At 59.0% G+C, this 25,991-nt stretch carries 18 protein-coding genes, 1 tRNA gene and 1 other RNA gene; 2 read left to right on the top strand and 18 right to left on the bottom strand.

From position 1 onward, the window contains the following. Positions 1-6: 6 nt before the first annotated feature. From bcsD to N7V53_RS16235, 17 genes are all read right to left on the bottom strand, one after another. Positions 7-480 carry a cellulose biosynthesis protein BcsD gene (gene bcsD / locus N7V53_RS16315; RefSeq protein ID WP_279794024.1) on the bottom strand — a complete coding sequence of 158 codons (474 nt, stop codon included), beginning with the start codon at positions 478-480 and terminating at the stop codon, positions 7-9. Continuing rightward, on the bottom strand, positions 480-4,442 hold the full coding sequence (locus N7V53_RS16310) for a cellulose biosynthesis protein BcsC (protein ID WP_279794023.1): 3,963 nt from the start codon (positions 4,440-4,442) through the stop codon (positions 480-482). The genes bcsD and N7V53_RS16310 overlap by 1 nt, the downstream gene beginning before the upstream one ends. Beyond that, the gene (bcsB, locus tag N7V53_RS16305) at positions 4,439-6,694 is read right to left on the bottom strand and encodes a cellulose biosynthesis cyclic di-GMP-binding regulatory protein BcsB (protein ID WP_279794022.1); all 2,256 of its coding nucleotides are present in this window, start codon (positions 6,692-6,694) and stop codon (positions 4,439-4,441) included. The genes N7V53_RS16310 and bcsB overlap by 4 nt, the downstream gene beginning before the upstream one ends. Then, a complete protein-coding gene (gene bcsA, locus N7V53_RS16300; protein WP_279794021.1) occupies positions 6,691-8,796 on the bottom strand; it encodes a UDP-forming cellulose synthase catalytic subunit in 2,106 nt (701 codons plus the stop codon). The genes bcsB and bcsA overlap by 4 nt, the downstream gene beginning before the upstream one ends. Before the next feature lie 14 nt (positions 8,797-8,810). Continuing rightward, the gene (gene bcsQ, locus N7V53_RS16295) at positions 8,811-9,614 is read right to left on the bottom strand and encodes a cellulose biosynthesis protein BcsQ (protein WP_279794020.1); all 804 of its coding nucleotides are present in this window, start codon (positions 9,612-9,614) and stop codon (positions 8,811-8,813) included. Beyond that, positions 9,605-10,024 carry a cellulose biosynthesis protein BcsO gene (bcsO, locus tag N7V53_RS16290; RefSeq protein ID WP_279794019.1) on the bottom strand — a complete coding sequence of 140 codons (420 nt, stop codon included), beginning with the start codon at positions 10,022-10,024 and terminating at the stop codon, positions 9,605-9,607. The genes bcsQ and bcsO overlap by 10 nt, the downstream gene beginning before the upstream one ends. 1,109 nt (positions 10,025-11,133) lie before the next feature. Beyond that, positions 11,134-12,147: a dipeptide ABC transporter ATP-binding subunit DppF gene (gene dppF / locus N7V53_RS16285; protein ID WP_042713255.1), complete on the bottom strand. Its 1,014-nt coding sequence runs from the start codon at positions 12,145-12,147 to the stop codon at positions 11,134-11,136. Then, the gene (dppD, locus tag N7V53_RS16280; protein ID WP_042713256.1) at positions 12,134-13,126 is read right to left on the bottom strand and encodes a dipeptide ABC transporter ATP-binding protein; all 993 of its coding nucleotides are present in this window, start codon (positions 13,124-13,126) and stop codon (positions 12,134-12,136) included. The genes dppF and dppD overlap by 14 nt, the downstream gene beginning before the upstream one ends. A 10-nt stretch (positions 13,127-13,136) precedes the next feature. Next, on the bottom strand, positions 13,137-14,039 hold the full coding sequence (gene dppC / locus N7V53_RS16275; RefSeq protein WP_054802687.1) for a dipeptide ABC transporter permease DppC: 903 nt from the start codon (positions 14,037-14,039) through the stop codon (positions 13,137-13,139). Positions 14,040-14,048: 9 nt separating this feature from the next. After that, positions 14,049-15,068, bottom strand: coding sequence for a dipeptide ABC transporter permease DppB (dppB, locus tag N7V53_RS16270; protein WP_042713258.1), 1,020 nt, complete (start codon positions 15,066-15,068; stop codon positions 14,049-14,051). Positions 15,069-15,209: 141 nt separating this feature from the next. Continuing rightward, positions 15,210-16,817, bottom strand: a complete 1,608-nt coding sequence (gene dppA, locus N7V53_RS16265; RefSeq protein WP_042713259.1) for a dipeptide ABC transporter periplasmic-binding protein DppA — start codon at positions 16,815-16,817, stop codon at positions 15,210-15,212. Positions 16,818-17,576: 759 nt separating this feature from the next. Continuing rightward, positions 17,577-17,708, bottom strand: a non-coding RNA gene (locus N7V53_RS16260) — RtT sRNA. A gap of 36 nt (positions 17,709-17,744) precedes the next feature. Then, a tRNA-Pro gene (locus N7V53_RS16255) sits at positions 17,745-17,821 on the bottom strand. 91 nt (positions 17,822-17,912) lie between these two features. Then, entirely contained in the window at positions 17,913-19,595 is a 1,683-nt protein-coding gene (gene eptB, locus N7V53_RS16250) for a kdo(2)-lipid A phosphoethanolamine 7''-transferase (RefSeq protein WP_279794016.1), read from the bottom strand. Between the two features lie 215 nt (positions 19,596-19,810). Further along, positions 19,811-20,242 carry an organic hydroperoxide resistance protein gene (locus N7V53_RS16245; RefSeq protein ID WP_042718589.1) on the bottom strand — a complete coding sequence of 144 codons (432 nt, stop codon included), beginning with the start codon at positions 20,240-20,242 and terminating at the stop codon, positions 19,811-19,813. Positions 20,243-20,360: 118 nt separating this feature from the next. Further along, entirely contained in the window at positions 20,361-21,563 is a 1,203-nt protein-coding gene (locus N7V53_RS16240) for an MFS transporter (RefSeq protein ID WP_076769346.1), read from the bottom strand. A 241-nt stretch (positions 21,564-21,804) separates the two neighbouring features. Then, entirely contained in the window at positions 21,805-22,485 is a 681-nt protein-coding gene (locus tag N7V53_RS16235; protein WP_128481915.1) for an autotransporter domain-containing protein, read from the bottom strand. A gap of 147 nt (positions 22,486-22,632) precedes the next feature. On the opposite strand from N7V53_RS16235, the gene tag reads away from it, so the two are divergent. After that, positions 22,633-23,214 carry a DNA-3-methyladenine glycosylase I gene (tag, locus tag N7V53_RS16230; RefSeq protein ID WP_279794013.1) on the top strand — a complete coding sequence of 194 codons (582 nt, stop codon included), beginning with the start codon at positions 22,633-22,635 and terminating at the stop codon, positions 23,212-23,214. Further along, on the top strand, positions 23,192-23,638 hold the full coding sequence (locus N7V53_RS16225; protein ID WP_279794012.1) for an N-acetyltransferase: 447 nt from the start codon (positions 23,192-23,194) through the stop codon (positions 23,636-23,638). Before tag ends, N7V53_RS16225 begins: the two co-directional genes overlap by 23 nt. On the opposite strand, the gene N7V53_RS16220 is transcribed toward N7V53_RS16225, so the two are convergent. Further along, positions 23,601-25,931: a molybdopterin guanine dinucleotide-containing S/N-oxide reductase gene (locus tag N7V53_RS16220; RefSeq protein WP_279794011.1), complete on the bottom strand. Its 2,331-nt coding sequence runs from the start codon at positions 25,929-25,931 to the stop codon at positions 23,601-23,603. The genes N7V53_RS16225 and N7V53_RS16220 overlap by 38 nt on opposite strands. Positions 25,932-25,991 lie beyond the last annotated feature (60 nt).

Here is a 25,991-nt window from a genome sequence, read left to right as displayed (position 1 = left end):
CGAGTCTCACTCTGGGTTGGCGTAGCGAAAGAGAACATCCGAGACAGAATAGAGTGCTTCCCGGCTAAACACGAGGCGCGCATCGCCGCCCTGATCCTGCATCCAGCGGCCATAAAGCCCTTCAAGCACGGCGCAAAAGGCGTGACACCAGCGCGTCTGCTGCGCCTCATCGCGGGCGACGGGCAGCGCGCGGTGGCGAAAGGTCATGCCGCTGTCGCTGGCCTCAATATCAATTACGCCCCAGTTGAAGGCGGCAAGCCTTGTGTTGATCGCCGCTTCCAGCTCGCCGACGGTGGTTGATGCCATAAGCGGCATCTGTGCGGCCAGCGTCTCGCCCATCTGGCGTAAAAACGGCAGGCTCTGCGCTTCGCCGACGTTTCTCGCCATGCCATCGACCATCACGCTAAGCAGATCAAACCAGCCCGGCGGCGTCTGCTGTTGCTGATGCCAGGCCAGTTCAGGGGACAGGTTGGTGGTCATTATTTCTCTCCCAACATATACCGCAGCCAGAGGCCTGCGGTGCTTTCGTTATAACTGCCGAAGGTGTCGTACCCGACATTGCCACCCACCGACATATTTTTATTCACGTTGTAATCCAGCCCGGCGCGGAAGTTGTAGCCAATGCCGTTTTGCGACGAGCCACGATACTGCGCCTCTTTGATAAAGCCGAGCGCCGCCAGCTGCTCCAGCATCCCCTGCGCCTGCGGAGAGGTCGGGAAGTAGTCGCTCTTATCCTGGGTGTAGGATTGATACCCCACCGCCCCGCCAAGGCGCACTCTCCAGTTATCGATCTTCTGCGTGAAGTCCACCGGCAGCGAGACGCTGACGTAGTTCTGCGGGCTGAAGTAACCGCCCTGGCCGAAGGTGAAGTAGCTGAGGTTTTTCGCGTAATCCATCCAGCTAATGCTCAGCCCGGTCTGTAGCTGGCGGAAATCATCATGCCACGGGCGTAAATAGACCCCGGCGTTCGCGTTAAGGCTGCTGTTGCTGGCGACGTTTTCGCCGAGATAGCTGTAGCCACCGCCGCCAACATAGAACCCGGCATCGCCATCATCGTAGCTCAGCTGCGCGCTGCCGCCGTTTTTGGTTACCCGTCCCCAGCGCTCGCCGGAGAACTTATCCTGCAAGCCAACGTAGGAGAGCAGGCTGTCGGTCACCGCGCGGCGCTCGCCGGTAAGGATCAGCGTCAGGTAGTTGGTCAGCTTCGGCGACCACTTCACGCCGCCCACCAGCGTGCTGAGATCTTCCCCCAGCGGCGTGGTGCCGATATCGAGCTTGTAGCCCTCGCCGCTCAGCGCCATATTCAGCTCAACGCCGTTGCCGTTCTGCGCATCGGTCGAGGCGCGGATCGGATCGTTATAATTTTTCTTGTAGGTCGACTCGCTCAGGCTCTGTAAACGGCTTGAGCCGAGCAGCGTGCTGAGGTTGTCGAAACCCTCTGCGGTAAAGGGCGATAGTTTCCCGGCGTCGGCGTAGCGGGCCAGATCGGCGAACTTATCGCTACCGTCGGTAGCGGTTGAACTGTTCGCCGTTTTAATGGAGGTCGCCAGATTGGTCGCCGCATCCGCCAGCGGATTACTGCCGTAGCGCCGCCAGGCATCGCCCGATGCGCTGCCGGAACTGAGGGAAACCGGCGTGGCGGTCAACTCAAAGCGCGACTCGCCAAACGGCGAGCTGGACCAGGTAAGCGGCGCTTTCGCCTCCGTCAGCTTGCTGGTGCCCGTCTCGCCATCGCGCCCGCGGATCGCCACCCCGCCCTGCAACCACATGCCGGTTTTCTCGTTCATCTGCTGCATCATCTCGTCCACCTGGCGCAGGGTGCGGCTTTGCGTCGTCTCGATCGGCAGATCGGTCCGCGCGGTGCCTGGCAGCTGGCTCCCCGGCTCGCGCGCCGTCTGCGCCACCTGCCACGGCATAGCTTGCCCGTAAGGAGATGGTGTTTTACTGGTGGTGGTGAAGGGGTTATCCGCCAGCAGCACGCCGCCAAGGGTTGGCGTGCCGGTGCCGTTGCTGGCCTCAAGCCCGACCAGCTTGCCGCGCGCGCTGCGTAAATAGGTCATCGCCTGCTGATGGTTGCCTTTCGCCTCCTCCAGCCGCGCCAGTAACAGCAGGCGGTCCGGCGAGCTATCGCTGCGCAGGCCGCTGGCGAGGGTTTGCGCTTTCTCAACGTTATTCTCTGCCAGTGCGACATCAATCGCGCCGACGCGCGCCGCCTGATCGTCGCTGTCGCGGGTCATCAGGTAGTCATAGAGCACGCCCGCCTCTTTGTTCATCTTGCCGGACTGGTACAGGCGCCCCATGGCGAACATCAAATCGGTATTCTGCGGGTCGTTTTGCAATGCGCGGATCAGCGTGTCGTATGCGGCAGCGTAGTTCCCCTGCTCGCGCAGCCTGTCGGCCTCGTTGATGACATAGCCGTTGCGTACCCCGGCAAGCTGCGCTGGTGTGCTGCGCGCCTGCATCTCGGGGCTTTCAACAAACGTTTGCGCTTCGGCGTTCAGTCCCGCCTGGTTGAGCACGGCAATCTGATCGGCATAATCCCCGGCGTTGCCCTGCACGCCCTGGCGCATATTGCCGCGCACCAGCGCCACCGCCGAGGTGAGATCGCCGCTGCGCGCCAGCATGCGTGCCAGTTTTCCGGCATCGACCGGGCTGGCGGGTGAGGTTTGCGCCAGCGCTTTCAGGGTGTTGGCGGCAGCGGTCATATTGCCCTGCGCCAGATAGCGCTCGGCGGTGACCATCTGTAAGTTGTAGTTGGCCCGCTGCGCCAGCTCGCGCATCTGCGTCGTCTGGCTGGCTGGCGAAATGCGCCCCAGCAATGCACTGGCCTGCTGCCAGCCGCCCTGCTCACTGGCAAACAGCGCAGCGGCATAGAGCGCGCTGGCCCCTGCCCCCTGACGCTGCGCGGGCAGCATCACATTCGCCGCCTCGTTCTCCTGCCCGGCCTGCACCAGTAGACGTGCCAGATCGAGACGCAGCCAGGCATCATCCGGTAAACGCGCCACGCCCTGGCGCAGCACGGCAATCGCCTGCTCGCGGTTGCCGCTGGCCGCCAGCTGTTGCGCTTCGCGGCGCAGCGGATCGCCAGGCGTGCCGCTTACCGTGCGCGGTTGCAGCTTCGCCTGTAGCGCGGCGGGCAAGGTGCGCAGAATAGTTTGCGCCTCGGCGGTTTTGTTCTGCTCACGTAACACGTAGTAGAGATTTTCCCGCGCCGGAGCGTTTTGCGGCTCGCTATTCAGCACGCCGCGCAGCGCCTGCTCCGCCTGCGGGTAATCTTTGTTCTGGCGCAGGACATCGGCACGAAACAGCTTCGCCGCCGTGCCGCGATCGCCGTTCTGCTCTGCCAGCGGCGCGGAGATCGCCAGCGCCTGGCTGAGGTTCCCCTCTTTCAGCGCCTGCTGCGCCTGCGCCAGTTGACCATAAAAGGCGGCATCTTCCGCCTGCACGCGCCGCTCGTCAGAAGCCTCGCCGCCCTGGCTTGCCGCCCGGCTCAGATACTGCGCCGCCGCCTGGTAATCACCGTTGCGCTGGGCGATATAACCCATGCCCGCCAGCGCGTCGGCATCCTGCGGATTAGTTTGTAGTACCTGGGCAAACTGGCGCTTCGCCGCGCTGCTGTCGCCGCTGTTGAGCGCCTCAAAGCCTGCGCCTTTCGCCCGGCCGCCGATGCTTTTGCGATACCAGGCCTGCATTTCGCTGTCGTCCGGATGGCGCTGCAACCAGGTGTCGTAGAAGCGTTCATCACCCGCCTGCGGCGCAAGCCACAACAGCGCCTGGCGCAGCCCCTCGTCGGCCTCTTTGCTGCCGCCCGCCATTGGCTCCAGTGCCAGCATCCCTTCGCGGCGCGTCGCCTCTTGCCAGGTGAGCAGTTTGCCGAGCGCAATGCGCGCGGCGTTATCCTGCGGATGCTGCTCAACCAGCGCACGCAGCTGCGCCAGCGCCTGCGGATAGAGGCTTTTGTCGCTCGCCATGGTGAGGTAATACTCTGGCGCCAGGCTCTGCGGCGGCGTATCGCCGTTAAACAGGCCGTGCCACGTCTCCAGCGCCGCCGGAATATTGCCGCTGCGCGCCTGCTGCCGCGCCAGAGTTAGCTGCCCCTGCGGCACCTGCGCCAGCGCGTTGGCGTTATCGAGTGCTTGCAGGCTGCCATCGGCCGGCGCGGTTTGCGCCAGCCGCGCGCGCCACTGCGCAGCGCTTTTCCGATCGCCATTTTGCTGCGCCCACAGCGCCAGTAGGTAGAGCGCCTGGGTGTTGTTAGCTTCGACCATCAACACCTTTTGCAGCGACGCCGTCGCCAGATCGTCATGGGATTTTTCATGCCAGTAGTTGGCCTGATCAAACAGCGCTTTTAACGCCGCCGGGTTAGACGCGGCCTGCGCCTGGCCGAGCGCCGCGAAGCTGAGCGCGCCGGAGAGGCAAAATAACGCGGTGATCTTTTTCATTTCTGCTTCTCCGGGTTGAGTCGTTTACGCTCGCGCTGTTTCAGCGTGCGGTAGAGCAGCCCGCCCACCAGCGCGCCCAACAGCAGGCCAAGCAGCGCCAGCAGCGCTGAGTGCTGGTTGGCGTACCAGATAATCATCATCTGCGGCGGCATCTCGCCGCTCGGGAACTGCTCGCCGACGCGGAAACTGCGCACGCCATTCTCATCGGTGATGATTGCCGCATCGCCGCGAATCCCGGCGTTGATGGTCGCCGAGGAGAGATCGTCATGCAGCTGCGCCAGCTGGGCGTCACTGCTGCCGAGCGCCAGCACCACCAGCCGTTTGCTGCTCCATGGCGAACGGAAGCTGACAAAACCGCGCCACGCTTCGTTGGAGGAAAAATAGCGATCCGCCTCCAGCCCGTCGGCAGCCCAGTCGCCGGTCATCCAGCGCTGCGCCTTCTGCCACGCGCTGGGTTTACGCACGCCGAGCGTGCTGTCATGGGCGGTAAAGGGCGAGTCAGCGAGCAGCGCGCGGTTAAATGCATGCTGATCCATGCCGCTTATCGCCAGCACATCGCGGTTTTCCAGCAGCTCACGCGCCTTGTCGCCGGAGGGCATGCCGAGCAGCACGCGGTTGTGGGTTAGTGCCGTGCCGGTGGCGTTACCAGCGCGCGCCGCCATATCCAGCAGTGTCGCCAGTTGCGTTTCGCTCGGTGCGGGCGGCAGCATCAGCACCGTTTCGCCGTAGTCCGCCAGCCGGGTAAAGGGGAATGACGCGCCGACGAAATAGGAGAGATTGGGCAGCAGCGCGAAGTGGCGCGTATGGCTGAGATCGATCCACGAATGCTCGTCAATGCGGCTCTTGATGTTGTTGTTCAGCAAGGTGCTGCAAGGCGCATCCGCCTTCGGCACGATATTGAAGTAGAGGGAGAGCTGGTTGTCGCCATAGATCATGTAGGGCTCAAGCGGCATATCAAACTGCTCCTGGCGGGCATCGCCACCGAGCTTGTGCCACAGCTTCTCCAGCGCGCCCTGTTTGTTCACCGGCAGGTTGTGCAGGAAGGTGTTGTTAAGCGTCATGCTCAGCCACGAGCGCTCTTCATCGATCCAGTTCTCGGTCGGGAAGCGGTAACCGATATGCAGCGGAATGGTCTCGCCATCCCACAAAAAGAGATCCGGCGCGGCGCGAAACGCAACCTGCAAGGACGGGTGCCAGATACCGGTGGCGGTGAGGCTTTGATCCTTGCGGATCAGTTCCGAGAGCATTACCGGACGATCGGTGGCGATCCAGCGCGGCGCATCATAGGGCTGGCTTAGCGGCAGCGTCTGCGCCGCGACTTCTGTGGCAGCCGTCTGCGCATTGAACTCGCCGCGCGTCAGCCGCCAGGCCGCCGCCCGCAGCGCTTCATCATCTTTGCCTACCACCAGCAACAGCTTATAGACCGGATTAGCCGGGTTATCGATGATCTTCAGCAGCGGCTGTTGGCTCTGCGGCAGCATCAGGCCGCCGATCTGCTCGCCTGGGTGACCAATCAGAATGCCGTTCTTCTCCGGCAGCCTGTCGTGGTACGCGGCAAAGGCGACGCCGCGATAATCGGCCTGAATGCCTAACCATGAGGCGATCAGCGCCCCGGCGCTAAGGGCATCAGGGCCCAGTTTCGCCGAAAAAGCGATGGCGATGGCGGCGGGCGTCATCTGCATGCTGTCGAAAAAGGGGCGCGGGAAATGGCTGAGATCGGCACCAATATCGAGCTGCTGCCCCTCCAGCTCAAAGCGCGAGTCCGGCAGAATGGTCACATACCTTTTGGAGTCGGCATCACGCTGGCACTGCGCGGCATCGCCGCCGTTGATTTTAAAGCTGAGGTTATTGCTGGAGACCATCAGCGCCGCCGGGACATCAAGCTGGTAGCGGGCGGTATCACCTTCGACGGCGCTCAGCGGCACGGTGCCGAGCGGTTGCCCGTTCAGCATCAGTTGCAGCGTGGCGTTCGCCGCCGCTAGCGCCGGGGATATTTTCAGGTTCAGCGCCAGCCGTGCGTTAGTGACTACCTGATCGACTGGCAGCGTGAAATCGACGCCGCCCTGGAACTGACCGCCGCTGAGCGTCAGGCCCTGCGGCTGGCCCATCTGCGCCAGCGACACGTTTTCGACGCGCGAGGGGGCAAAGGCGGAGACCGCAGGCAGCAGCGCGTCAACGGAAGTCGGCTCGCTGTGCAGCGGCGCGGTGACCAGCGCGCTCGCCAGCAGGGTAAGTAAGGTGAGACGTTTCATACCCGGCTCTCCTCCTGCACTTTTTCGCCGCGCAGGCGGCGATTTTCGCGTCGCGAACGCCAGGTGAGCCAGAAGAGGTCAAAAACGCAGCGCACAATGGTCAACATCGAGCGGAACGGGTTGTCCTGCGGTTTCGGCGGGTGGATCCACGCATCGGCTCGCGCCAGCACCACGCGCACCAGCTCGCGGCGGCGCGCCAGCGGAATATCATTAAACTTCAATCGGATGGCGTTCTCATCGCTGGCAATGGTCTGCACCGGCAGGGCAATCGCCCCGGAGTGCAGCAGCAGTTCGATCTCCTCGATCTCATCCTTTAAATGACGATCGTCCGGCGCGACAATGCGGCAGCCGCCCATCGACAGATCCGCCGTCTGGCTGCGGGAGACAATGCCGCTGGCGTAGTGGATCAGCACCGGGATTTCGACCTCAATACGGATGGTTTTACGGGTTTGCCGCGTTTCGCGCGCTACCGCAATCGCCGCCAGCAGGAAGATGAGGCTGTATAACCCCCAGCCGACGTTGAGGGCAATGACGCGCGGATCGACGCCGAAGTAATCGTGGGCGCAGGCGCGGACAATCCCGGCGATCACCCCTGCGCCAAGCAGCAGGGCGATAATCAGGTGCGGGCGCACCACGCTGAAGTCGAAGTAGCCGACATTAAGCAGACCGCCTTTGTCGGTGACGTTGAATTTGCCGCGTTTCGGAAACAGCATGGTGACCGCCGTCGGCAGCACAATGTGGAAGGCGAGCACCAGGTCGTAAATCTCACCCCAAAAGCTGTAGCGAAAGCGCCCATTGAGCCGCGAGTTAACATACACCGCGAGAAAGAGGTGCGGCAGCGCGTAGGCGAAAATCAGGCTCGCCGAGGAGTGAATGATGTTGAGGTTAAAGAGCAAGTAGGCCAGCGGCGCGGTTAAGAAGGCAATGCGCGGCAGGGCAAACTGGTAATAGAGCATCGCACTCAGGTAACAGAGCCGCTGTTGCAGCGTCAGTCCGCGCCCGAGTAGCGGGTTATCAAGACGGAAAATCTGCGTCATGCCGCGCGCCCAGCGGGTACGCTGAATCACATGCAGCACCAGCCGCTCCGTCGCCAGCCCCGCTGCCAGCGGGATATCAATAAACGCCGAGCCCCAGCCGAGACGCTGCAACTTCAGCGCGGTGTGGGCATCTTCGGTCACGGTTTCGACCGCAAAGCCGCCAATCTGATCGAGCGCGCTGCGGCGAATCACGGCGCAGGAGCCGCAGAAGAAGGTGGCGTTCCAGTTGTCATTCCCCTGCTGGATCGGGCCGTAGAAAAGTGCCCCTTCGTTAGGAATATTGCGGCCGACGGAGAGGTTGCGCTCGAACGGATCAGGCGAGTAGAAGTAGTGCGGCGTCTGCACCAGCGCCAGTTTCGGGTCTTGCAGAAAACCGCCGACGGTGGCCTGTAAAAAGATGCGCGTCGCCACGTGGTCGCAGTCAAAAACACAAATTAACTCGCCCTGGGTCAGCTTCATCGCATGGTTGAGGTTGCCCGCCTTCGCATGGGCATTGTCATTACGCGTGATGTAGCCGACGCCGACATCGGCGGCAAACACCGCGAACTCGCTGCGTTTACCATCGTCGAGCAGGTAGATCTTCAGTTTGTCGCGCGGGTAGTCGAGGCACTGCGCCGCTAGCACCGTGTCGCGCACCACCTCCAGCGGCTCGTTATAGGAGGGAATATAGACATCGACCGTCGGCCACAGGCTGGTGTCATCCGGCAGCGGCACAATGTCGCGCTTCAGCGGCCAGGCGGTTTGCAGGTAGCTGAGCAGCAACATCACCCAGACATAGACTTCGGCCAGAAACAGCCCCATGCCGAGCAGCGTTTCAATTTCCGAGTTGAAGTGCAGCGTCTGGGTCAGGCGAAAGTACATGTAGCGGGTGGAGAGCAGCACCGACATCGCCACCATCACCAGCGAGACGCTGCGCTTTTTACTGATCGTCCCGGCGATAAACAGCGCGCCGATGCTGATAAGCCCGAAAATGTACTGCTTTTGGCTGTCCATCGGCGTGATGATCACCAGCAGGGCGAGCGGCAGCATAACCAGCGCCAGCAGGAGAGAGAGGATCTTTTTCATAGTTGTCCTGACGCTTAGAGCCCCGACATGCGCGGCGAACTGTGCAGCGTGCCGTCGCCAATGTTAACGCCCAGCATGCCGGCGGCGCGTTTGGCGATAAGCTCAATATCAAATGCCGCAGCCGAAGCCGGGCTGAAGTCGAACACCGACTGCTGTGAAGCGTTGGCTTCCACCACGCTTTCGTCGCGGTGCAGCACGCCGAGCAACTGGTTGCCGAGGCGCTGCTCCATAAACGCGGTGACATCACGGCTGATCTGGCGGCGGTTATCGCTCTGGTTGAGCACCACAAAATGGCCCGCTTTCTGGTTCAGCGCTTCTCCGGTGAGGCGGTGGTTTTCAATCTGCGGCAGCAGTGAGAGCGAGGCGCTATCGGCCAGCAACGGAATAAGGTGCAGATCCGCCTGGCGCGACAGGGCGCTTAACGCCGCCGAGGGGCCTGTCGGGAAGTCGGCGACAATAATCAGCCCCGGATAGTTAAGCAGCGTGTTCAGCCCGCGGGTGAGGAAGTGTTCGTCATGGGTGAGGCGCTCTTCAAAGTCGCGGCGCTGCGCGTCGGTGGCATCACCATAGGGCAGGACAAAAATATTGCCGCCGGCGGTGAGGACAAACTGGCTCCAGTCAGAGGCATCCGCAGCGCGGGCGACATAGCCGCGCGTGTCGGAGAGCGGCACGCCGAAGTGCAGACGCAGGCTGTTTTGCACGTCGAAATCGAGCGCCAGCACTTTGCTGCCGTTGCGGGCCAGCGCATAGGCGAGGTTCGCCGCGAGGGTCGTTTTCCCTGTCCCACCTTTCGGCGAGCAGACACAAATCAGCGGCATGCGGCAATCCTTTCTAGCAACGGTTGTAGAGGCTGGTTTTTCTGGCTGCGCGGTTTGGTCTGCGCGGGTTTCGCGGCAAACAGCTGCTCGTAATGAATGCTGACGTCACGCTGCGGCGGTGCGGCCGGGCGCTGCGCGGGAGGGTGCTCGGGTTGGCTGGCGTTCGGGACTGGCGGGGCGCTTATTTGCGCCTCAGAGACAAAGAGTTCGCTATCAACAGGTTGTGGAACAGAAGAGGCGACATGCCCGCCCAGCGCCAGCCCGGCATTTTCATCGGCGGGCGCGAGCTGGTTGAGGATTGCCCAGTTACCCTGGTCGGCGGCAAGGGATTGGGTAGAGAGGTCTTTGAAGGCGTGATGCTGTTTGCCGCTCTTCTCCCTGAATCTCTGCAAATCATCATAATGCTTCATGGTTGAATCCGTGATTTACGCAATAAACGAGTACTCCCCACCAGCAGGAGAGGCTCTTCTGCCACGCGTAGGGTGATGAATGTTTTTATGGGCGGTGCTTTTTATGAGGGTACAGGTGAATGAAACGGCGATGACCTGCGGCCTGCGGTTGCGCTAGTAATTTTAGTGGCACTAATTCGCGCTTTAACTGGCACTAAATATATAAACAATGCTGCTGTTTGCATCTTTTTTTTTAGGTACGAAGAGGGGTGACAGCGTTAATCGCTGCCAATAAACAGACGGGCGATATTTATACGAATACCAAAGTTAAATCAGATTATTTAAACAGCGAACCGGGGCGAGAAAAGAGCATAAACAGAACAATGCAGCACGAAGAGCTTCTGAAACCGCGTAGGCCGGATAAGCGAAGCGCCATCAGGCATTTTCTCCGCGGCACCAATTGCCGGATGGCGGCTGCGCCTTATCCGGCCTACGTAATCCGAGCTACTGAAACCGTGTAGGCCGGATAAGCGTTAGCGCCATCCGGCATTATTTCCGCGGCACCACTGCCGGATGGCGGCTACGCCTTATCCGGCCTACAAAACCGCTCCGACCTTGTAGGCCGGATAAGCGGTACGCGCCATCCGGCAATGTTTCAGCGATACCAGCGTTGCTTATATCTGCAATATGACAGCGAGGGGTTGTGTCCCCGCTGAAATCGGCGAACCGAAGCGGGAATGACAAGGTCTGGACGCCATGGATGGCGGACAGAGGCGAACCGAGACATGGACGAGTTCCAGAATGGAACGAGTAAGTCGAGTCGAGCCGGCCGCAGTCAGGCTCGCGGGAGGTGAGCGCAGTGCGCAGCACCGATTTCCTTGCGGGGCCGCGGGGATTGACAAGGGGAGCGCGGCCGCTTCCCTTGTCCCGTTCACCGCACAGAAGATTTATGAGGATCCCGTCCCCGTGGTGAACGGAAAAATCCCACCCATCCGGCATTAGCGCCGCGAAACATGCCGGATGGCGCGTAAAACGCTTATCCGGCCTACGGATCGGAACCCTTCCACCAATGCCACATACCAGGCCCATTGCCGGATGACGGCTTCGCCTTATCCGGCCTACGGAGCAACCTACACCTGCGGAATCTCGCGATTCTCATCCTTATCCACCGCAAAACAGGCCACCAGCTGACCGTTGTAATCCTTCAACTGCGGCTGCAACTGCGTGCAGGGGCCGAAGCGACGGCTACAACGGGCATTAAAGGCACAGCCCGGCGGTGGGTTGAGCGGGCTCGGCAGCTCGCCGGTGAGCTTGATGCGCTCGCGGCGATCGTCCGGGTTAAGCCGCGGCGTCGCGGAGAGCAGCGCCTGGGTGTAAGGGTGGCGCGGGTTGGCAAAGATCTGCTCTTTGCTGCCCTTCTCCACGCAGCGGCCGAGATACATCACCATCACCTCATCGGCAATGTGCTCCACCACCGACAGGTCGTGCGAGATAAAGACGTAGGACAACCCCAAATCCTGCTGCAGATCCATCATCAGGTTCAGCACCTGCGCACGCACGGAGACGTCGAGCGCGGAGACCGGTTCATCGGCAATCACCACGTCCGGGTCAAGCATCAGGCCACGGGCGATAGCAATACGCTGCCGCTGACCGCCGGAGAACATATGCGGGTAGCGGTCGTAGTGCTCGGTTTTCAGGCCCACTTTCGCCATCATCGCCAGCGCTTTCTCGCGGCGCGCCTCCCTGCTGAGCGAGCTGTTAATCAACAGCGGCTCTTCAAGGATCTGCCCCACTTTTTTACGCGGGTTCAGCGAGCCATAGGGGTTCTGAAAGACGATCTGGATTTTCTGCCGACGCAGCTTCTGCGCCTGCGGATCGTGCTTGAGCAGATCCTGGCCCTGGTAGTAAAGCTCACCGCCGGTCGGTGTTTCAATCATCGTCAGCAGGCGGCCAAGCGTTGATTTGCCGCAGCCGGACTCGCCGACCACCGCCAGGGTTTTGCCGCGCTCCAGCGAAAACGAGACGCCGTCCAGCGCTTTAACCAGGCGCTCCGGGGCAAAAAAGCCCTTCTTCACCGGATAGTGTTTTTTCAGGTCGATCGCCTGCAACAGTGGCTGCTGCGAAGTGGCCTCATGCGTACTCATAATTCGGCCTCCCGGCATCATCGAGTGGGTAGTGACATTTGGACTGGCGGCCGCCGTCGACGGTGTTCAGATCCGGCTCATCGACGCGGCATTTGTCCGTCGCATAGGGGCAGCGCGGGTTAAGCAGACAGCCGCTCGGGCGGTCATATTTCCCCGGTACCACGCCCGGCAGCGACGCCAGACGCGCTTTGTCCTGGGCAAACTCCGGCAGTGCGCGCAGCAGCGCCTGGGTGTACGGGTGACGCGGCGCGCGGAAGATATCCCGCGATTCGCCCGCTTCCACCACCTGGCCTGCATACATGACGATGATTTTGTGCGCCGCTTCCGCCACCAGCGCCAGATCGTGCGTAATCAGGATCAGCGCCATGTTCTTTTGCTGCTGCAACTCCAGCAGCAGTTCGATGATCTGCGCCTGAATGGTAACGTCGAGCGCAGTGGTCGGTTCATCGGCAATCAGCAGCTTCGGCTGGCAGGCAATCGCCATCGCGATCATCACGCGCTGGCTCATACCGCCCGAAAGCTGGTGCGGGTACACGTCGAGCCGCGAAGCCGGGTCGGGAATGCCGACCTGGTTGAGCAGGTCGATCGCCCGCTGGCGGCGGGTTTTCTTATTGCCGCCCTGATGCACTTTAATCGCTTCCATAATCTGGAAACCGACGGTGTAGCAGGGGTTGAGGCTGGTCATCGGATCCTGGAAAATCATCGCCACTTCCGAGCCGACCAGGCTGCGGCGCTCTTTTTCGGAAATCCGTTTTAAATCCTGACCGTTAAACTCCAGCTTCTCTGCCATTACGCGGCCGGGGAAATCAATCAGCCCCATGATCGCCAGCGAGCTGACCGATTTACCGGAGCCGGATTCGCCGACGATACCGATCACTTCGCCCTGGTTTACGCTGTAGCTAATGCGGTCTACGGCGCGGAACTCGGCACCAACGTCGCCGAAGTGCACCGATAATTTATCTACATTTAATAACGCCATCTCGAACCTCTTACTGCTTCAGTTTGGGGTCGAGCGCATCACGCAGTCCGTCACCCATCAGGTTAAATGCCAGCACCGTCAGCAGGATCGCCAGACCCGGGAAGGTCACGACCCACCAGGCACTCTGTGCGAACTGCAACACGTCGGAGAGCATGGTGCCCCACTCCGGTGTTGGCGGCTGCGCACCCATGCCGAGGAAGCCAAGGGCGGCCATATCGAGAATGGCGTTAGAGAAGCCGAGCGATGCCTGAACGATCAGCGGCGCAAGGCAGTTCGGGAAGATATTGACGAACATTTGACGCATCGCGCCTGCACCCGCCACGCGGGAGGCAGTCACATAATCGCGGTTCACTTCCACCAGCACGGCGGCGCGCGTCAGACGCACATAGTGCGGCAGGGCGACAAAGGTTAATGCCAGCGAGGCGTTCACAATCGACGGGCCGAAGATTGCCACCAGCACCAGCGCCAGCAGCAGGCTCGGCAGTGCCAGCATGATATCGACGACGCGCATGATGATGTTGTCGATAAGGCCGCCGAAGTAGCCCGCCACCAGGCCGAGGATAATCCCGGCGACCAGCGACAGTGCCACCACCAGGCAGCCAACCAGCAGCGAGAGGCGCGCGCCAAACATCAGGCGCGACAGCGTATCGCGGCCCACATCGTCGGTGCCGAGGATATGCGTCCAGGTGCCGCCATCCTGCCAGACCGGCGGTGCCAGCAGCGCATCGCGGAACTGATCCGCCGGGTTATGCGGCGCGATGAAGTTGGCGAAGATGGCGATAATCAACATCACCACCACGTAGGCCAGGCCGACAACCGCGCCTTTATTGCGTTTGAAGTAGTGCCAGAACTCCTGCAGCGGCGTCATTGGCACCGGTGCAGAGACAACTTTATTTTCAGTAACTTGTGACATGATGGCCCCTTACTTCTTATGCCGAATACGCGGGTTCACCACGCCGTACAGCAGGTCGACCAGCAGGTTGACGAGGATAATCATCGTCGCGACCAGCAGCACCCCGCCCTGCACCACCGGATAGTCGCGGCGTTGCAGTGCATCAATCAGCCAGCGGCCAAGGCCCGGCCAGGAGAAGATGGTTTCGGTCAGGATCGCGCCCGCCAGCATGGTGCCGACTTGCAGACCGATAACCGTTACCACCGGCAACATCGCGTTGCGCAGCGCGTGGACGATAATCACCCGCATGCGGGTCAGCCCTTTGGCGCGCGCGGTGCGGATATAGTCTTCGCCCAGCACTTCCAGCATTGAGGAGCGCGTCATACGCACAATCACCGCCAGCGGAATAGTGCCGAGCACGACGGCCGGCAGGATCATGTGCGCGACGGCATCAATAAAGTTGCCCTCTTCGCCCCAGATGGCGGTGTCGATCAGCATAAAGCCGGTTAGCGGATTGGTGTCATCAAGGAACACCATATCGCTGACGCGCCCGGAGACCGGCGTCAGGTTTAGCTGCACCGAGACCAGCATAATCAGCATCATGCCCCACCAGAAGATCGGCATGGAGTAGCCGGTCAGCGCGATGCTCACGGCGGTGTGATCGAAGATGGAGCCACGTTTGACCGCAGCGAGTACGCCCACCGGAATGCCGACGGCAACGGCGAAGATCATCGCGCAGACGCCCAGCTCCAGCGTGGCTTTAAAGCGCGGCACGAATTCGTCCCACACCGGAAGACGGCTCTTCAATGAGAGACCTAAATCGCCGTGCAATACGCCCCACACATAGTGGACATACTGTTCCCACAGCGGCTTGTCGAGACCGAGCTCGGCCAGCAACTGAGCGTGACGCTCAGGGGAGATACCACGCTCACCCGCCATGATCATCACCGGATCGCCGGGGATCATATGAACAAAGGCAAAGGTGAGAAGGGTGATACCGATAAACGTCGGGATAACTAACCCCAGACGTCGGAGGATGAACTGCAACATAACCCGGATTCTCAGTAGTGACGCGACGCCTGGCGACGGCACGTCTGTATTGCTCACAAATGTATTTCCACTCTTATTACAAGAGGGAACAGACCTTTCCCCCTCTCCCAGCGAAGAGGGGGAAGTCAGGCATTTTACTTATTATTCGACAGAGACGTTTTCGAAGTGGTGTTTGCCTAATGGATCAACCACATAGCCTTTCACTTCTTTACGCACTGGCTCATAGACGGTGGAGTGCGCGACGATCAGCGCCGGAGCCTGGTCATGCATCACTACCTGCGCTTGTTTGTAGAGCTCAATACGCTTGTTGTGATCGTCAGTGGCGCGCGCCGGCTGAATCAGATCTTCAAACGGCTTGTAGCACCAGCGCGAGTAGTTGGAGCCATCTTTCGCCGCTGCGCAGCTGAACAGGGTGGCGAAGAAGTTATCCGGATCCCCATTGTCGCCGGTCCAGCCCATCATGACGGCCTGGTGCTCGCCCGCTTTCGCACGCTTGAGGTATTCGCCCCACTCGTAGGTGACGATTTTGGCCTGTACGCCCACTTTCGCCCAGTCAGACTGAATCATCTCAGCCATACGGCGCGCGTTCGGGTTGTACGGACGCTGTACCGGCATCGCCCACAGCTCAACGGTGAAGCCCTTCTCATGACCGGCTTCTTTCAGCAGCTGCTTCGCCTTCTCCGGATCGTAAGTGTAGTCTTTAACGTCGTCGTTATAGCCCCACATGGTCGGCGGGATCAGGTTTTTCGCCGCCACGCCCGCGCCCTGGTAGACCGCTTTGATGATCGCTTCTTTGTTTACCGCGTAGGTCAGCGCCTGACGCACTTTCACATCATCAAACGGTTTTTTCTCGGTGTTGAAGGACATGTAACCGACGTTCAGGCCAGCCTGCTCCATCAGGTTAATGTTTTTGTCCTGCTTCATGCGCGCGATGTCAGCCGGGTTCGGGTACGGCATCACCTGACATTCGTTTTTCTGCAATTTGGCGTAACGCACGGAAGCATCCGGCGTAATGGAGAAGACCAGGCGATCGATCTTCGGCTTGGTGCCCCAGAAGCCTTCAAACGCTTTGTAGAGAATGCGCGAGTCTTTCTGGTATTGCAGCAGCTGGAACGGACCGGTACCGATTGGGTTGAGGTCAACTTTGTCCGGCGTGCCGGCTTTCAGCATGTTGTCCGCGTACTCTTTGGAGAGGATGGAGGCGAAGTCCATTGCCAGGTCAGCGAGGAACGGCGATTCCGGGCGCGTCAGTACGAACTGCACGGTGTGATCGTCGACTTTTTTCACTTCGCTAATCAGATCCGGCAGACCCATGCCTTCGAAGTATTCGTAGCTGCCGCCAGAGATTTTATGGTACGGGTTCTGGGCGTTTTTCTGGCGATCGAAAGAGAACACCACGTCATCGGCGTTGAATTCACGCGTCGGTTTGAACTCTTTGTTGTCCTGCCACTTCACGCCCTTACGCAGGTGGAAGGTGTAGGTTTTGCCGTCTTCGCTGATGTCCCACTTCTCCGCCAGACCCGGAATCACTTCCGTGGTGCCGGTTTTGAACTCAACCAGACGGTTATAAATTGGCACAGAGCTGGCATCGTAAGTGGTACCAGAGGTGAAAAGCTGTGGGTTAAAGCCTTCGGGCGAACCTTCAGAACAATAAACCAGGGTTTTAGCCTGCACGCTTGCCGCGACGGTCATGGCCACCAGGCTAAGACCGAGCTTCAGCATCCCTGACTTCTTCAAGGAAATACTCATTGATTCTGCTCCAATGTGATATGTGTTGTTACCCATGCAGTGGGTATGTCCGACAGGCCTTTTTTAGTTTTTTACCCGGTCTGGTCGGTTGTGCCCGCAGGCGTTATGAGAGATGGGGATTCCTTTCACAAGGTTGACTGAGTTGCAGTACAGATTCTCCATGAAATGCCCCTCATGCCCTACAATCTGTCAACAGAATGTCAAAACGTCAATACAGGTAACCGGGATTTACAACGACGGTGAGAATCGGCAAACAAAGTTAAAAAAAAGTTCAAGCCACCATATTCAGCAGGGAAATTTATGCTAAGGGCGCGGAGGCAGAATATTCCCCTTATAAAGCGCCCTTACCCAGTGATTAACATTCATGCAGATTATGAAAAATTTCTATCACAATGATGATTATCTGAGCGGTATATCCCGCGAACGCTAAAACGCACAGCGCAAAATGCTGACTTTATCCATAAGCAACGCGAAAAAAGATCGTTAGATATATAAATAAATACAATGGAATATCGCAAAAAATAGCCGTCAGGCAGCGGGAAGCAGGGATAAGGGGAATTTCGGCGGGTTTTGGTTTTTGCGGGATGTATTGGCTGCGGAATCGTGGGTTTTGCCGGATGGCGCGTGAACGCTTATCCGGCCTACGGAATAGATTATTTTGCTGGATCGCGTAGGCCTGATAAGGCGAAGCTGCCATCAGGCAATTGTGCGGACGCACAAAGCAAAAAACCCAACCTTGCGGTTGGGTTTTTCTAAATTTGGTCGGTGCCAGAGGATGACTCGCCACAGCGTGGCTCGCCCTGCGGGCCGTTGCTGCGCAACGTTCTCTCGCTGCGCTCGAGTCGAACCTCCACCCCCGGAGGTTCTCATCCTCTTTCGGACACAAAAAGCAAAAAACCCAACCTTGCGGTTGGGTTTTTCTGAATTTGGTCGGTGATAGAGGATTCGAACCTCCGACCCCTTCGTCCCGAACGAAGTGCGCTACCAGGCTGCGCCAATCACCGAATGCGGGGCGCATCTTACTGCCGCCGACATGCCCCGTCAATCCTTTAATCGAAAAAAGCTAACTGACTGGCGAGAAAGCCAGCAGCGCCGTTACTTCGCGGCCTGCGACGACAAACGGCACCAGTTGTTGTTCTCGTTAATGCCACCGTCTGGTGAGGTATAACCGAGGCAACCCATAATGGTGTCGTACAGCTCAACGTGGCGGCGCGGCGTTTTATAGGCCGCCTGCTGCTTAAGCTGCGCCAGCATCTGCGCCTTCTGCGGATCTTCAAGGTACTTATCAGACATCCACACCATCATCGGCACGCGGAACTGCTCCGGCGGTGCCATATGGCGCGGCGTGCCGTGCAGGTGCTCCTGCTCATTGATCGATTCGCCGTGATCCGCTGCGTAAAACACAATCGCTTTGCGGTCGCGCATCTTATCGATCACGCTATCGATAAAGTGATCGACATAGGTCACCGAGTTATCGAAAGAGTTAATCATCTCCTCTTTACTGCACTTGCGATCGACGCCCATGCACTCCGGTTTCCACTGCGCAAAGCTGCGCGGGTAACGCTGGGTATAGTTAAAGTGCGACCCTTTGGTGTGGAGAATAATCATATGCTTACCGTTGGCGTTATCCGCCAGCGAGCGGTCCATCTCATCGACCAGCAGCATGTCGTCAACGTGCTTGCCACGGTTGCGCGGCTCGGCACCAATCTGCTCGCGGTAGGCGATATTGTCCGCCATGGTGTTGCTGTAGAACCACATTTCGCTCTGCATGGCGTAGAGATCGCTGGAGAAGCCAAGCTGTTTGAGCACCGCGAAAATATTCTGCTCTTTCAAGGTACGCTGCGGATTGGTCTCCGCACCGCCTTCGCGCACAAACATACAGCGCAACGAGAGCTTCGTCGCGGTATCGCACGAGTAACCACGGAAGGCGACGAGGTTCTTCTCCTGCGCCAGCTTCGGCGTAGTGTTTCGTTCATAGCCGAGCATGCCCATATGGTCCCAGCGCGTGGTCTCGCCGATGATAAACACCACCCAGGTATCATCAATATCCTTCGGCGCGACGTAGGTAAACTTCGTCGCTGGGTTCATCAATGAACTGTTATCTGAAGACTCATCAACGCGCGCCCAGGCATAGAGCCCCAGCGCAGAGAGCCAGTTAGAGGGCAGATAGGAGTTAGCAACCACGCCGCCGTAGCTTGGCAGATCAACGCCTGAGGCGCGTTCGGTCTGCTTCTGCTGCACATCCATCAGGCGAATCGGCCCCCACACCAGCAGCCCGGCTAACACCACCAGCCCTGCGCTGCGGATGCGCGCGCCAGGCTGACGTAGCTGGCGCAGCAGGGTGTCGCGGCAGCGGTTGTGCCAGATAAAGAGCAGTGGAAGCGCGCTTACTGCCACGATCCAGACGAACAGCTGCCAGCCCACCACCTCTTTGGAGAGGTCAATATCCGTGGTCATCACCGAGGCGATAATGCCGTAGCCAATCACCACGTTGAGGAAAGTCATGTAGTAGCTGGCGGCGGCCGAGAAGACCACAATCAGCGAAGTCAGAATACGCCAGACGCGTCGGCCGAACAGCGACAGGACACGTAGCAAGAAGAAGGTGACCAGCACGGTCGCGACCAGCTCAACGGCAGCGGAGAGCCCTTTCAGCGGGGTGAATGCGTGCGCGTAACCATCGAACCGACGGTAAAACACAGCGCTATTCATAAACAGGCCGATATACAACGCAAGCAGGAAGCTCAACTTCTGCTGGGTTATCGTTTTGATATAGTTCATGCAAGCAGCTCAAAAAAGAGGAAAAAGCTCCTGAAAGCGAGAGTCATTCACGCGCCAGGCTAAAAAAAATGCGAAGGAAGTTAATACGTGAAACTTCTGAAGCGCGCTAAGTAGACCATAGCGGCAGAGAAAAGTGTCAATGGGAGATGAGATTCGGCCATATATTTACAAAAAATAGATGGCCGATGACAAAAAATGTTAACCGCGATGGGTTATCAGGAGGTAATTACATTGAGTTTTACATCAATGTTACCGCGGGTGGCATTGGAGTAAGGGCAAACAATATGCGCCTTTTGCACCAGCTCTTCCGCTTCTTTGTGATCCATGCCCGGCAGGTGGATATCCAGCTGCGCTTCGATACCAAAACCGGTCGGCAACGGCCCAATGCCTACCTGACCTTCAATGTAAGCATCCTGCGGCACTTTCTTCTTCTCGGTCGACGCCACGTGTTTTAGCGCGCCAAGGAAACAGGCCGAGTAGCCCGCTGCGAAAAGCTGTTCCGGGTTGGTTACTTCACCGCCAGGGCCGCCCATCTCTTTCGGTACGCCCAGCTTGACATCCAGCACGCCATCAGAGGAGGTTGCACGGCCATCGCGTCCCCCGGTTGCTTTCGCTTTAGCACGGTAAACCACTTTCTCTAAAGACATTTGTGACTCCTTCTGTTGGATGAACCTGATTAATAAGGATAGTCGCTTTGCGGAAAGTGTGGAGCGCAGACAAAAAAACCGCCGTCACAGGACAGCGGTTTTTCGTATCAGACAACCATTACGCGTGCGCTTGCTGGTAGACCTCGCGCTGCGGCTGGCGGATGGTAGTGGAGAGCGCCAGCGAGAGGATCAGCAGGGCGAAGATGACACAGAAGGTGACATAAAAGCCGCCGAACAGTGAGGCGATAATCGAGCCACAGATGCTGCCGATACCGAAACCGAGATAAATCACGCCGTAGTTTTTCGCCAGGTTGTTGAGACCGAAGAACTCACTCACCAGCGACGGGAAGACGGTGATGGTGCCGCCGAAGTTGAAAGCAACGCAGGCGATGGCGGCAAAGAAGCTCACGGCATTCAGCGGTGCGAAGAGCAGCGCAGCCATGCCGACTAATGAAATCACCTGACCAATGGTAATCACGCGGATGCGGGCAATCTTGTCAGAGAGGATACCGAGCACCAGGCGGCCACTGAGGTTGGCAATCGCAATCACTGTTACCGCATTGGCAGCAGTGGCAATATCCAGATGCACCATCCCCTGCGCGATATCTTTCGCCACGCCAATCACATACAGGCCGCTCATGCAGGCGGTCAGGAACATCACTGCCAGCATCCAGTACTGCGGTTTACGCATTGACTGCGCCAGCGTGAAGTCATTTTCCACTACGCCGTTAACGGTGGAGACTTTCTGCAGCGGCGCATCGGTCATCAGCATCGCACCGAAGACAATCATCACCAGCGTGATCGCGCCCCAGATCATAAAGGTGCTTTCCAGGCCGACGGTCGCCAGCAGATGGCTGTCGATAAATTTAAAACCGAGGCTGCCAAGGCCGTAAGAACCGATAGAGAAGGCGGAGATCAGCCCTTTGCGCTCCGGGAACCACTTCACGCAGTTAGAGAGGGTTAACAGGTAGCCTGCGCCATCTGCCAGGCCAACCAGCACGCCAGCGCTGAGCCACAGCATCATCAAATTGGTCGCATGCGCGGTGAGGAAGAAGCCGAGCCCGAGCAGCAGGCCGGAGGCGATTGTGACGCGCTTCACGCCAAAACGCTCCTGCAATTTACCGGCTACCGAGGAGGAGAGCGCGAGGCCAAGGCTCAGCAGGCCAAAGGAAAATGCGACCTGGCTTACCGGCTCGCCCAGTTTTTCCGCCAGCGAACTATTGAACAAACTCCAGGTATAAACCGACCCTAACGCAAACTGCGTGATGATGGTGCCGACCAGCGTCAGCCAGCGAGTGTGTTGAGCAAAGGAACTATTCATGGCAGTTGTCCCGCAGAAGAATAAAAAGGAATTCACTGCCGACAACCATAACGAAGCGCATTTCATGCCTGGGTAAAAAAGGCATGAAATGCAGCGAGAGAGGAATGAAATGCCGCTGAGCGGGAATGAATGACCGCGCGAAATATCACTGTGGCAAATACTAAGTGTGAGTTAGTACATACTATCAATATAAAACGCGCCGTTATTGTTTCCAGAGTGTAAAAAGATTGTTTTAATCGAGCTAAAAACGGGCGCTAACCCCCATGCTGTAGAGGTAGTTTTGCCCCCAGGTCTCGTTTTCCGATTGCGACATCGAAGCGTAGGCGGCGAGGTGCGGGTTGAGCAGCATATCGGCCCCCAGCGTCACATCCATCCAGTTACCATACTGATTGGCGGCGGTAAGGCGATAGAGACCCGACTGGCTCTTCCAGACGTTTTCGCCAAACTGCTGGTTGACGCTAATTTGCGCCCACGGACGCAGATCGCCAAAGCGGCTATCGACGCGCCAGCCCAGCGAACTGACGCTGGCGTGCCACAGCGGATCGCTGTACTGCACGTTGGTCGCGCTGTCACCGAATTCGTTATACATTGAGGTCGTTGAGCCATCGTAGTGCCACACCGCCACCGGGCCGGTGGTGACTTGACTTGAGAGCGGAATATTCCAGCCAAGGCTCATGGTGCTAATCGTATCGAGCGGCGACGTGTCGGGGAGATTAATCGCCAGCCCCGGCGAGTTTTGCGTCGAACGAATGCGCTCTTCAAGGATATCGTTATAACGGGGTTGCCGTTCGCTATCCCAGCGATAGCGTCCATCGGTGTCATCAGCACCGACATACTCTTGCTGCCACGCTGCCGCCGTCTGGGAAAAAAGCAGACAGGCAGGCAGCAGCGACATCATCAGGCCACTGCGGGTTGTTTTCATTATTTTACGACTCCAGAGAAGAGCCGAACTCGGCGTAATTGTTATCGTTGTTAGAACGGGCAAAAGCCCTGTAATAAATATTGTCTTTCTGAGGTTTACGTCAAGGCAGGACGACGTTTATTTTTCCTTCACAAACGGAGTACGGATATGCAGCGTTGTGGTTGGGTTACCCAGGACCCGCTCTATCTCGATTATCACGATAATGAGTGGGGCGTGCCGCAAAGAGAGGGCAAAAAGCTGTTCGAGATGATCTGCCTCGAAGGGCAGCAAGCGGGCCTGTCGTGGATTACGGTATTGAAAAAACGGGAGAATTACCGTCACGCCTTCCACAACTTTGACCCGCAGCGCGTCGCTGCCATGACGGCGCAGGATGTCGACAGCTTGCTGCAAAATGCCGGGATTATTCGCCACCGCGGCAAGATTGAAGCGATTATTGGCAATGCCCGCGCCTACCTGGCGATGGAAGAAAACGGCGAGTCATTTTCAGATTTTATCTGGGGGTTCGTCGATAACCAGCCGCAGGTCGCCCATGCCGCACTGCTCGCCGAGATCCCCGCCTCAACGCCCGTTTCCGATGCCTTATCAAAAGCGCTAAAAAAACGCGGCTTCAAATTTGTTGGTTCAACTATCTGTTATGCCTTTATGCAGGCCTGCGGTCTGGTTAACGACCACGTCGTCGGCTGCATCTGTTACCCGGGAGGAACGCATGATTCGCGCATGGAACAGTGAAGATTTAACCCCGCTGCTGGCGCTGTGGCTGGAGAGCACCACCCTCGCCCACCCCTTTATTAAGGCCAGCTACTGGCAGGAGAGCGAAGCGCTGGTGCGCGATGCCTACCTTCCGTCGGCGAAAACCTGGGTCGTTGAGCAGGAGGGCGAATTGCAGGGGTTTGTCAGCGTGATGGATGAGCAGTTTATCGGCGCGCTGTTTGTGCGCCCGCAGGCATTTGGCCAGGGGTTCGGGAAAGCGCTGATTAACCATGTTAAACAGCACTTTCCCCGCTTAAGCCTTGAGGTTTACCAGCAGAATGAGCGGGCGGTGAACTTCTACCATGCGCAGGGGTTTACTATTACCGAACGCGCATGGCAGGAGGAGACCGGTCATCCGACGTGGATCATGAGCTGGCAGGCGGATCAAAGGCCGTCAGCGTAAGCGCCGGGCCGCGATACTTCTCAACCCACGCCAGCGCCGTATTTCCCGCGCAGCCATTGCCCAGCCGCGAGCTGGGCAGATCTTTGGTCAGCACATTCACCGCGCCGTTTTTACACAGCCCGTCCGCCGTTGGTTCAAGATCCGGCCATGCCCCTTCATGAATGCAGATCACGCCAGGCTTAATGCCGCTGCTCACCACCGCGCCCGCCAGCACCTGCCCGCGCTGGTTCCACACCCGCACCACATCGCCCGGCGCAATCCCGCGCGCCTGCGCATCGAGCGGATGCAGCGTAATTGGCTCGCGCCCGGCCACCGCATACTCCTCGCGCAGACGGGTAAAGTTAAGCTGGCTGTGCAGGCGGTGCGCCGGATGCGCAGAGAGCACCTGCAGTTGCTCCGGCTCGGCATTGCCGTGCCACTCATCCGGCTCCAGCCATGTCGGATGCGGCGGACAGTCAGCGTAACCAAAGCTGTTGATGCGCTCAGAGTAGATTTCGATTTTACCGCTCGGCGTTTTCAGCGGGTGCCCCTGCGGATCGCGACGGAAATCGGCGTAACGCACAAAGCGCGCATTCTGCTCGCTCTGCGGCATCTCAATCAGCTGGTTCGCCTGCCAGAACTCAGCGAACGGCGGCAGCGTTACCTGCTGGCTCGCCCCGCGCTCGCCAGCGATGGTGTAGAAGGTCTCCAGCCATTGCAGATCGCTCTTTCCTTCGGTAAAGCGCTCGCGCCCGCCCGCTTCCCAGCGCTCGCTTAAGTCAGCAAACACCTCAAAGTCATCGCGCGCCTCAAACTGCGGCGGCACCACGCGCTGCATCGGCACCAGGTGCTGGTTGCTGTAATCGCCGGTCATCGTCAGGTCGTTACGCTCAAACGAGGTAGTCGCTGGCAGCACGATATCGGCATGTTTCGCCGCAGCCGTCCAGAAACACTCGGAGATCACTACCAGTTCCGGCTTCTGCCAGGCGCGGATCAGGCGGTTGGTATCCTGGTGATGGGTAAAGTTTGCGCCGCCTGCCCACCAGACAAAGCGGATATCCGGGAAGTGTCCGTTTATGCCGTTATGTTGATAAGGCGCGCCCGGGTTCTCCAGCGCTTCAACGATGCGCGCGACGGGAAATTTATGTACTGCGTCGGTGCCGCCTTTGACCAGCCCCTGCATTGAAGCGAGCACCGCCGCGCGGCGCGTCGGGTTGCCGCCGTTGGCAAAGTGATAAGAGAGGCCAAACCCACCGCCCGGCGTACCGATCTGCCCGAGCATCGCCGCCAGCGTCACCAGCATCCAGTGTTTTTGCTCGCCAAACTGCTGGCGCTGCATCCCCCAGCCTGCCATCAACATGGTGGTATTTTTATGGAAAAGTTCCGCCAGTTCGCGGATTTTAACCGCTTCAACGCCGCAGATGCCTGCCGCCCACTCCGCCGTTTTCGCCACGCCATCGCTTTCGCCGGTGAGGTAGGCGGCAAAAATCTCGTAGCCCACGGTGCAACGGGAGAGAAAATCATTATCCTGCCAGCCGTTCTCCACCAGCGTATGGGCGATGCCGAGCATCAGCGCCACGTCGGTGCCCATATGCGGCGCGATCCACTCAGCGCGATCGCCGAGGAAATCAACGGTCTCCGATCGCATCGGATCGATACAGATCACCCGCTTGCCGCTGGTGCGCAGCGCGTCAAAGTAAGGAATGCCCTGCTCATCCGAGGCGTTCCAGGCAATTTTTAGCGTGTTAAGCGGGTTGGCGCTCCACAGCACCACCACGTCGCTGTGTTCGAGGATCAGCGGCCAGCTGGTCTGCTGCTGGTAAACTTCGTTGCCGCCCACCACGTGCGGCATGATCGCCTGCGCAGCGCCGGTGGAGTAATCTCCGAGATGGCCGGTATAGCCGCCCGCGAGGCTCATATAGCGCTGTAACAGCGTGGCGGCTTTGTGCAGCACGCCGTTGGAGCGCCAGCCATAGGAGCCCGCAAAGATTGACGACGGGCCATAGCTGTCACGAATACGTTTGTGCTGCTGATGGATCAGATCCAGTGCCTGATCCCAGCTGACGCGCACAAACTCATCCTGCCCGCGCACGCCCTGCGGGCTGTCGGGCGAAGCGAGAAAGCCTTTGCGCACCATCGGGTAGCGCACGCGCGTTTCGCTGTGCACCTGCTCCTGCACCACGCTTTGCAGCGAGTTGGGGAAAGGCGTCGGCAGCGCGCCGCGTGAGGCGAGCACCTTTTCACCATCGGTGTCGACCAGCATCGGGCCCCAGTGGGCCGCCGTAAGAACTGTTTTGATAGCAGAGTTTGCCAAAGCGCGCTCCTGAATAGCTTGCAGGTGGTGTCGGATGTGTTGTTTGCGCTCTATCATCCA

The sequence above is a fragment of the Kosakonia sp. HypNH10 genome (genome assembly GCF_029850615.1).
Classification (GTDB): domain Bacteria; phylum Pseudomonadota; class Gammaproteobacteria; order Enterobacterales; family Enterobacteriaceae; genus Kosakonia; species Kosakonia cowanii.
The sequence above is the reverse complement of the archived record's forward strand: the minus strand, read 5'-3'. Positions and strand labels throughout refer to the sequence as shown.

What these genes read in the sequence shown, in the direction of transcription:
- bcsQ (WP_279794020.1), bottom strand. Translation starts at nt 9,614, where the DNA reads ATGCCGCTGATTTGTGTCTGCTCGCCGAAAGGTGGGACAGGGAAAACG.
- N7V53_RS16225 (WP_279794012.1), top strand. Translation starts at nt 23,192, where the DNA reads ATGATTCGCGCATGGAACAGTGAAGATTTAACCCCGCTGCTGGCGCTG.
- bcsD (WP_279794024.1), bottom strand. Translation starts at nt 480, where the DNA reads ATGACCACCAACCTGTCCCCTGAACTGGCCTGGCATCAGCAACAGCAG.
- dppF (WP_042713255.1), bottom strand. Translation starts at nt 12,147, where the DNA reads ATGAGTACGCATGAGGCCACTTCGCAGCAGCCACTGTTGCAGGCGATC.
- N7V53_RS16310 (WP_279794023.1), bottom strand. Translation starts at nt 4,442, where the DNA reads ATGAAAAAGATCACCGCGTTATTTTGCCTCTCCGGCGCGCTCAGCTTC.
- dppA (WP_042713259.1), bottom strand. Translation starts at nt 16,817, where the DNA reads ATGAGTATTTCCTTGAAGAAGTCAGGGATGCTGAAGCTCGGTCTTAGC.
- N7V53_RS16235 (WP_128481915.1), bottom strand. Translation starts at nt 22,485, where the DNA reads ATGAAAACAACCCGCAGTGGCCTGATGATGTCGCTGCTGCCTGCCTGT.
- bcsB (WP_279794022.1), bottom strand. Translation starts at nt 6,694, where the DNA reads ATGAAACGTCTCACCTTACTTACCCTGCTGGCGAGCGCGCTGGTCACC.
- eptB (WP_279794016.1), bottom strand. Translation starts at nt 19,595, where the DNA reads ATGAACTATATCAAAACGATAACCCAGCAGAAGTTGAGCTTCCTGCTT.
- bcsO (WP_279794019.1), bottom strand. Translation starts at nt 10,024, where the DNA reads ATGAAGCATTATGATGATTTGCAGAGATTCAGGGAGAAGAGCGGCAAA.
- N7V53_RS16240 (WP_076769346.1), bottom strand. Translation starts at nt 21,563, where the DNA reads ATGAATAGTTCCTTTGCTCAACACACTCGCTGGCTGACGCTGGTCGGC.
- bcsA (WP_279794021.1), bottom strand. Translation starts at nt 8,796, where the DNA reads ATGAAAAAGATCCTCTCTCTCCTGCTGGCGCTGGTTATGCTGCCGCTC.
- dppB (WP_042713258.1), bottom strand. Translation starts at nt 15,068, where the DNA reads ATGTTGCAGTTCATCCTCCGACGTCTGGGGTTAGTTATCCCGACGTTT.
- dppC (WP_054802687.1), bottom strand. Translation starts at nt 14,039, where the DNA reads ATGTCACAAGTTACTGAAAATAAAGTTGTCTCTGCACCGGTGCCAATG.
- dppD (WP_042713256.1), bottom strand. Translation starts at nt 13,126, where the DNA reads ATGGCGTTATTAAATGTAGATAAATTATCGGTGCACTTCGGCGACGTT.
- tag (WP_279794013.1), top strand. Translation starts at nt 22,633, where the DNA reads ATGCAGCGTTGTGGTTGGGTTACCCAGGACCCGCTCTATCTCGATTAT.
- N7V53_RS16245 (WP_042718589.1), bottom strand. Translation starts at nt 20,242, where the DNA reads ATGTCTTTAGAGAAAGTGGTTTACCGTGCTAAAGCGAAAGCAACCGGG.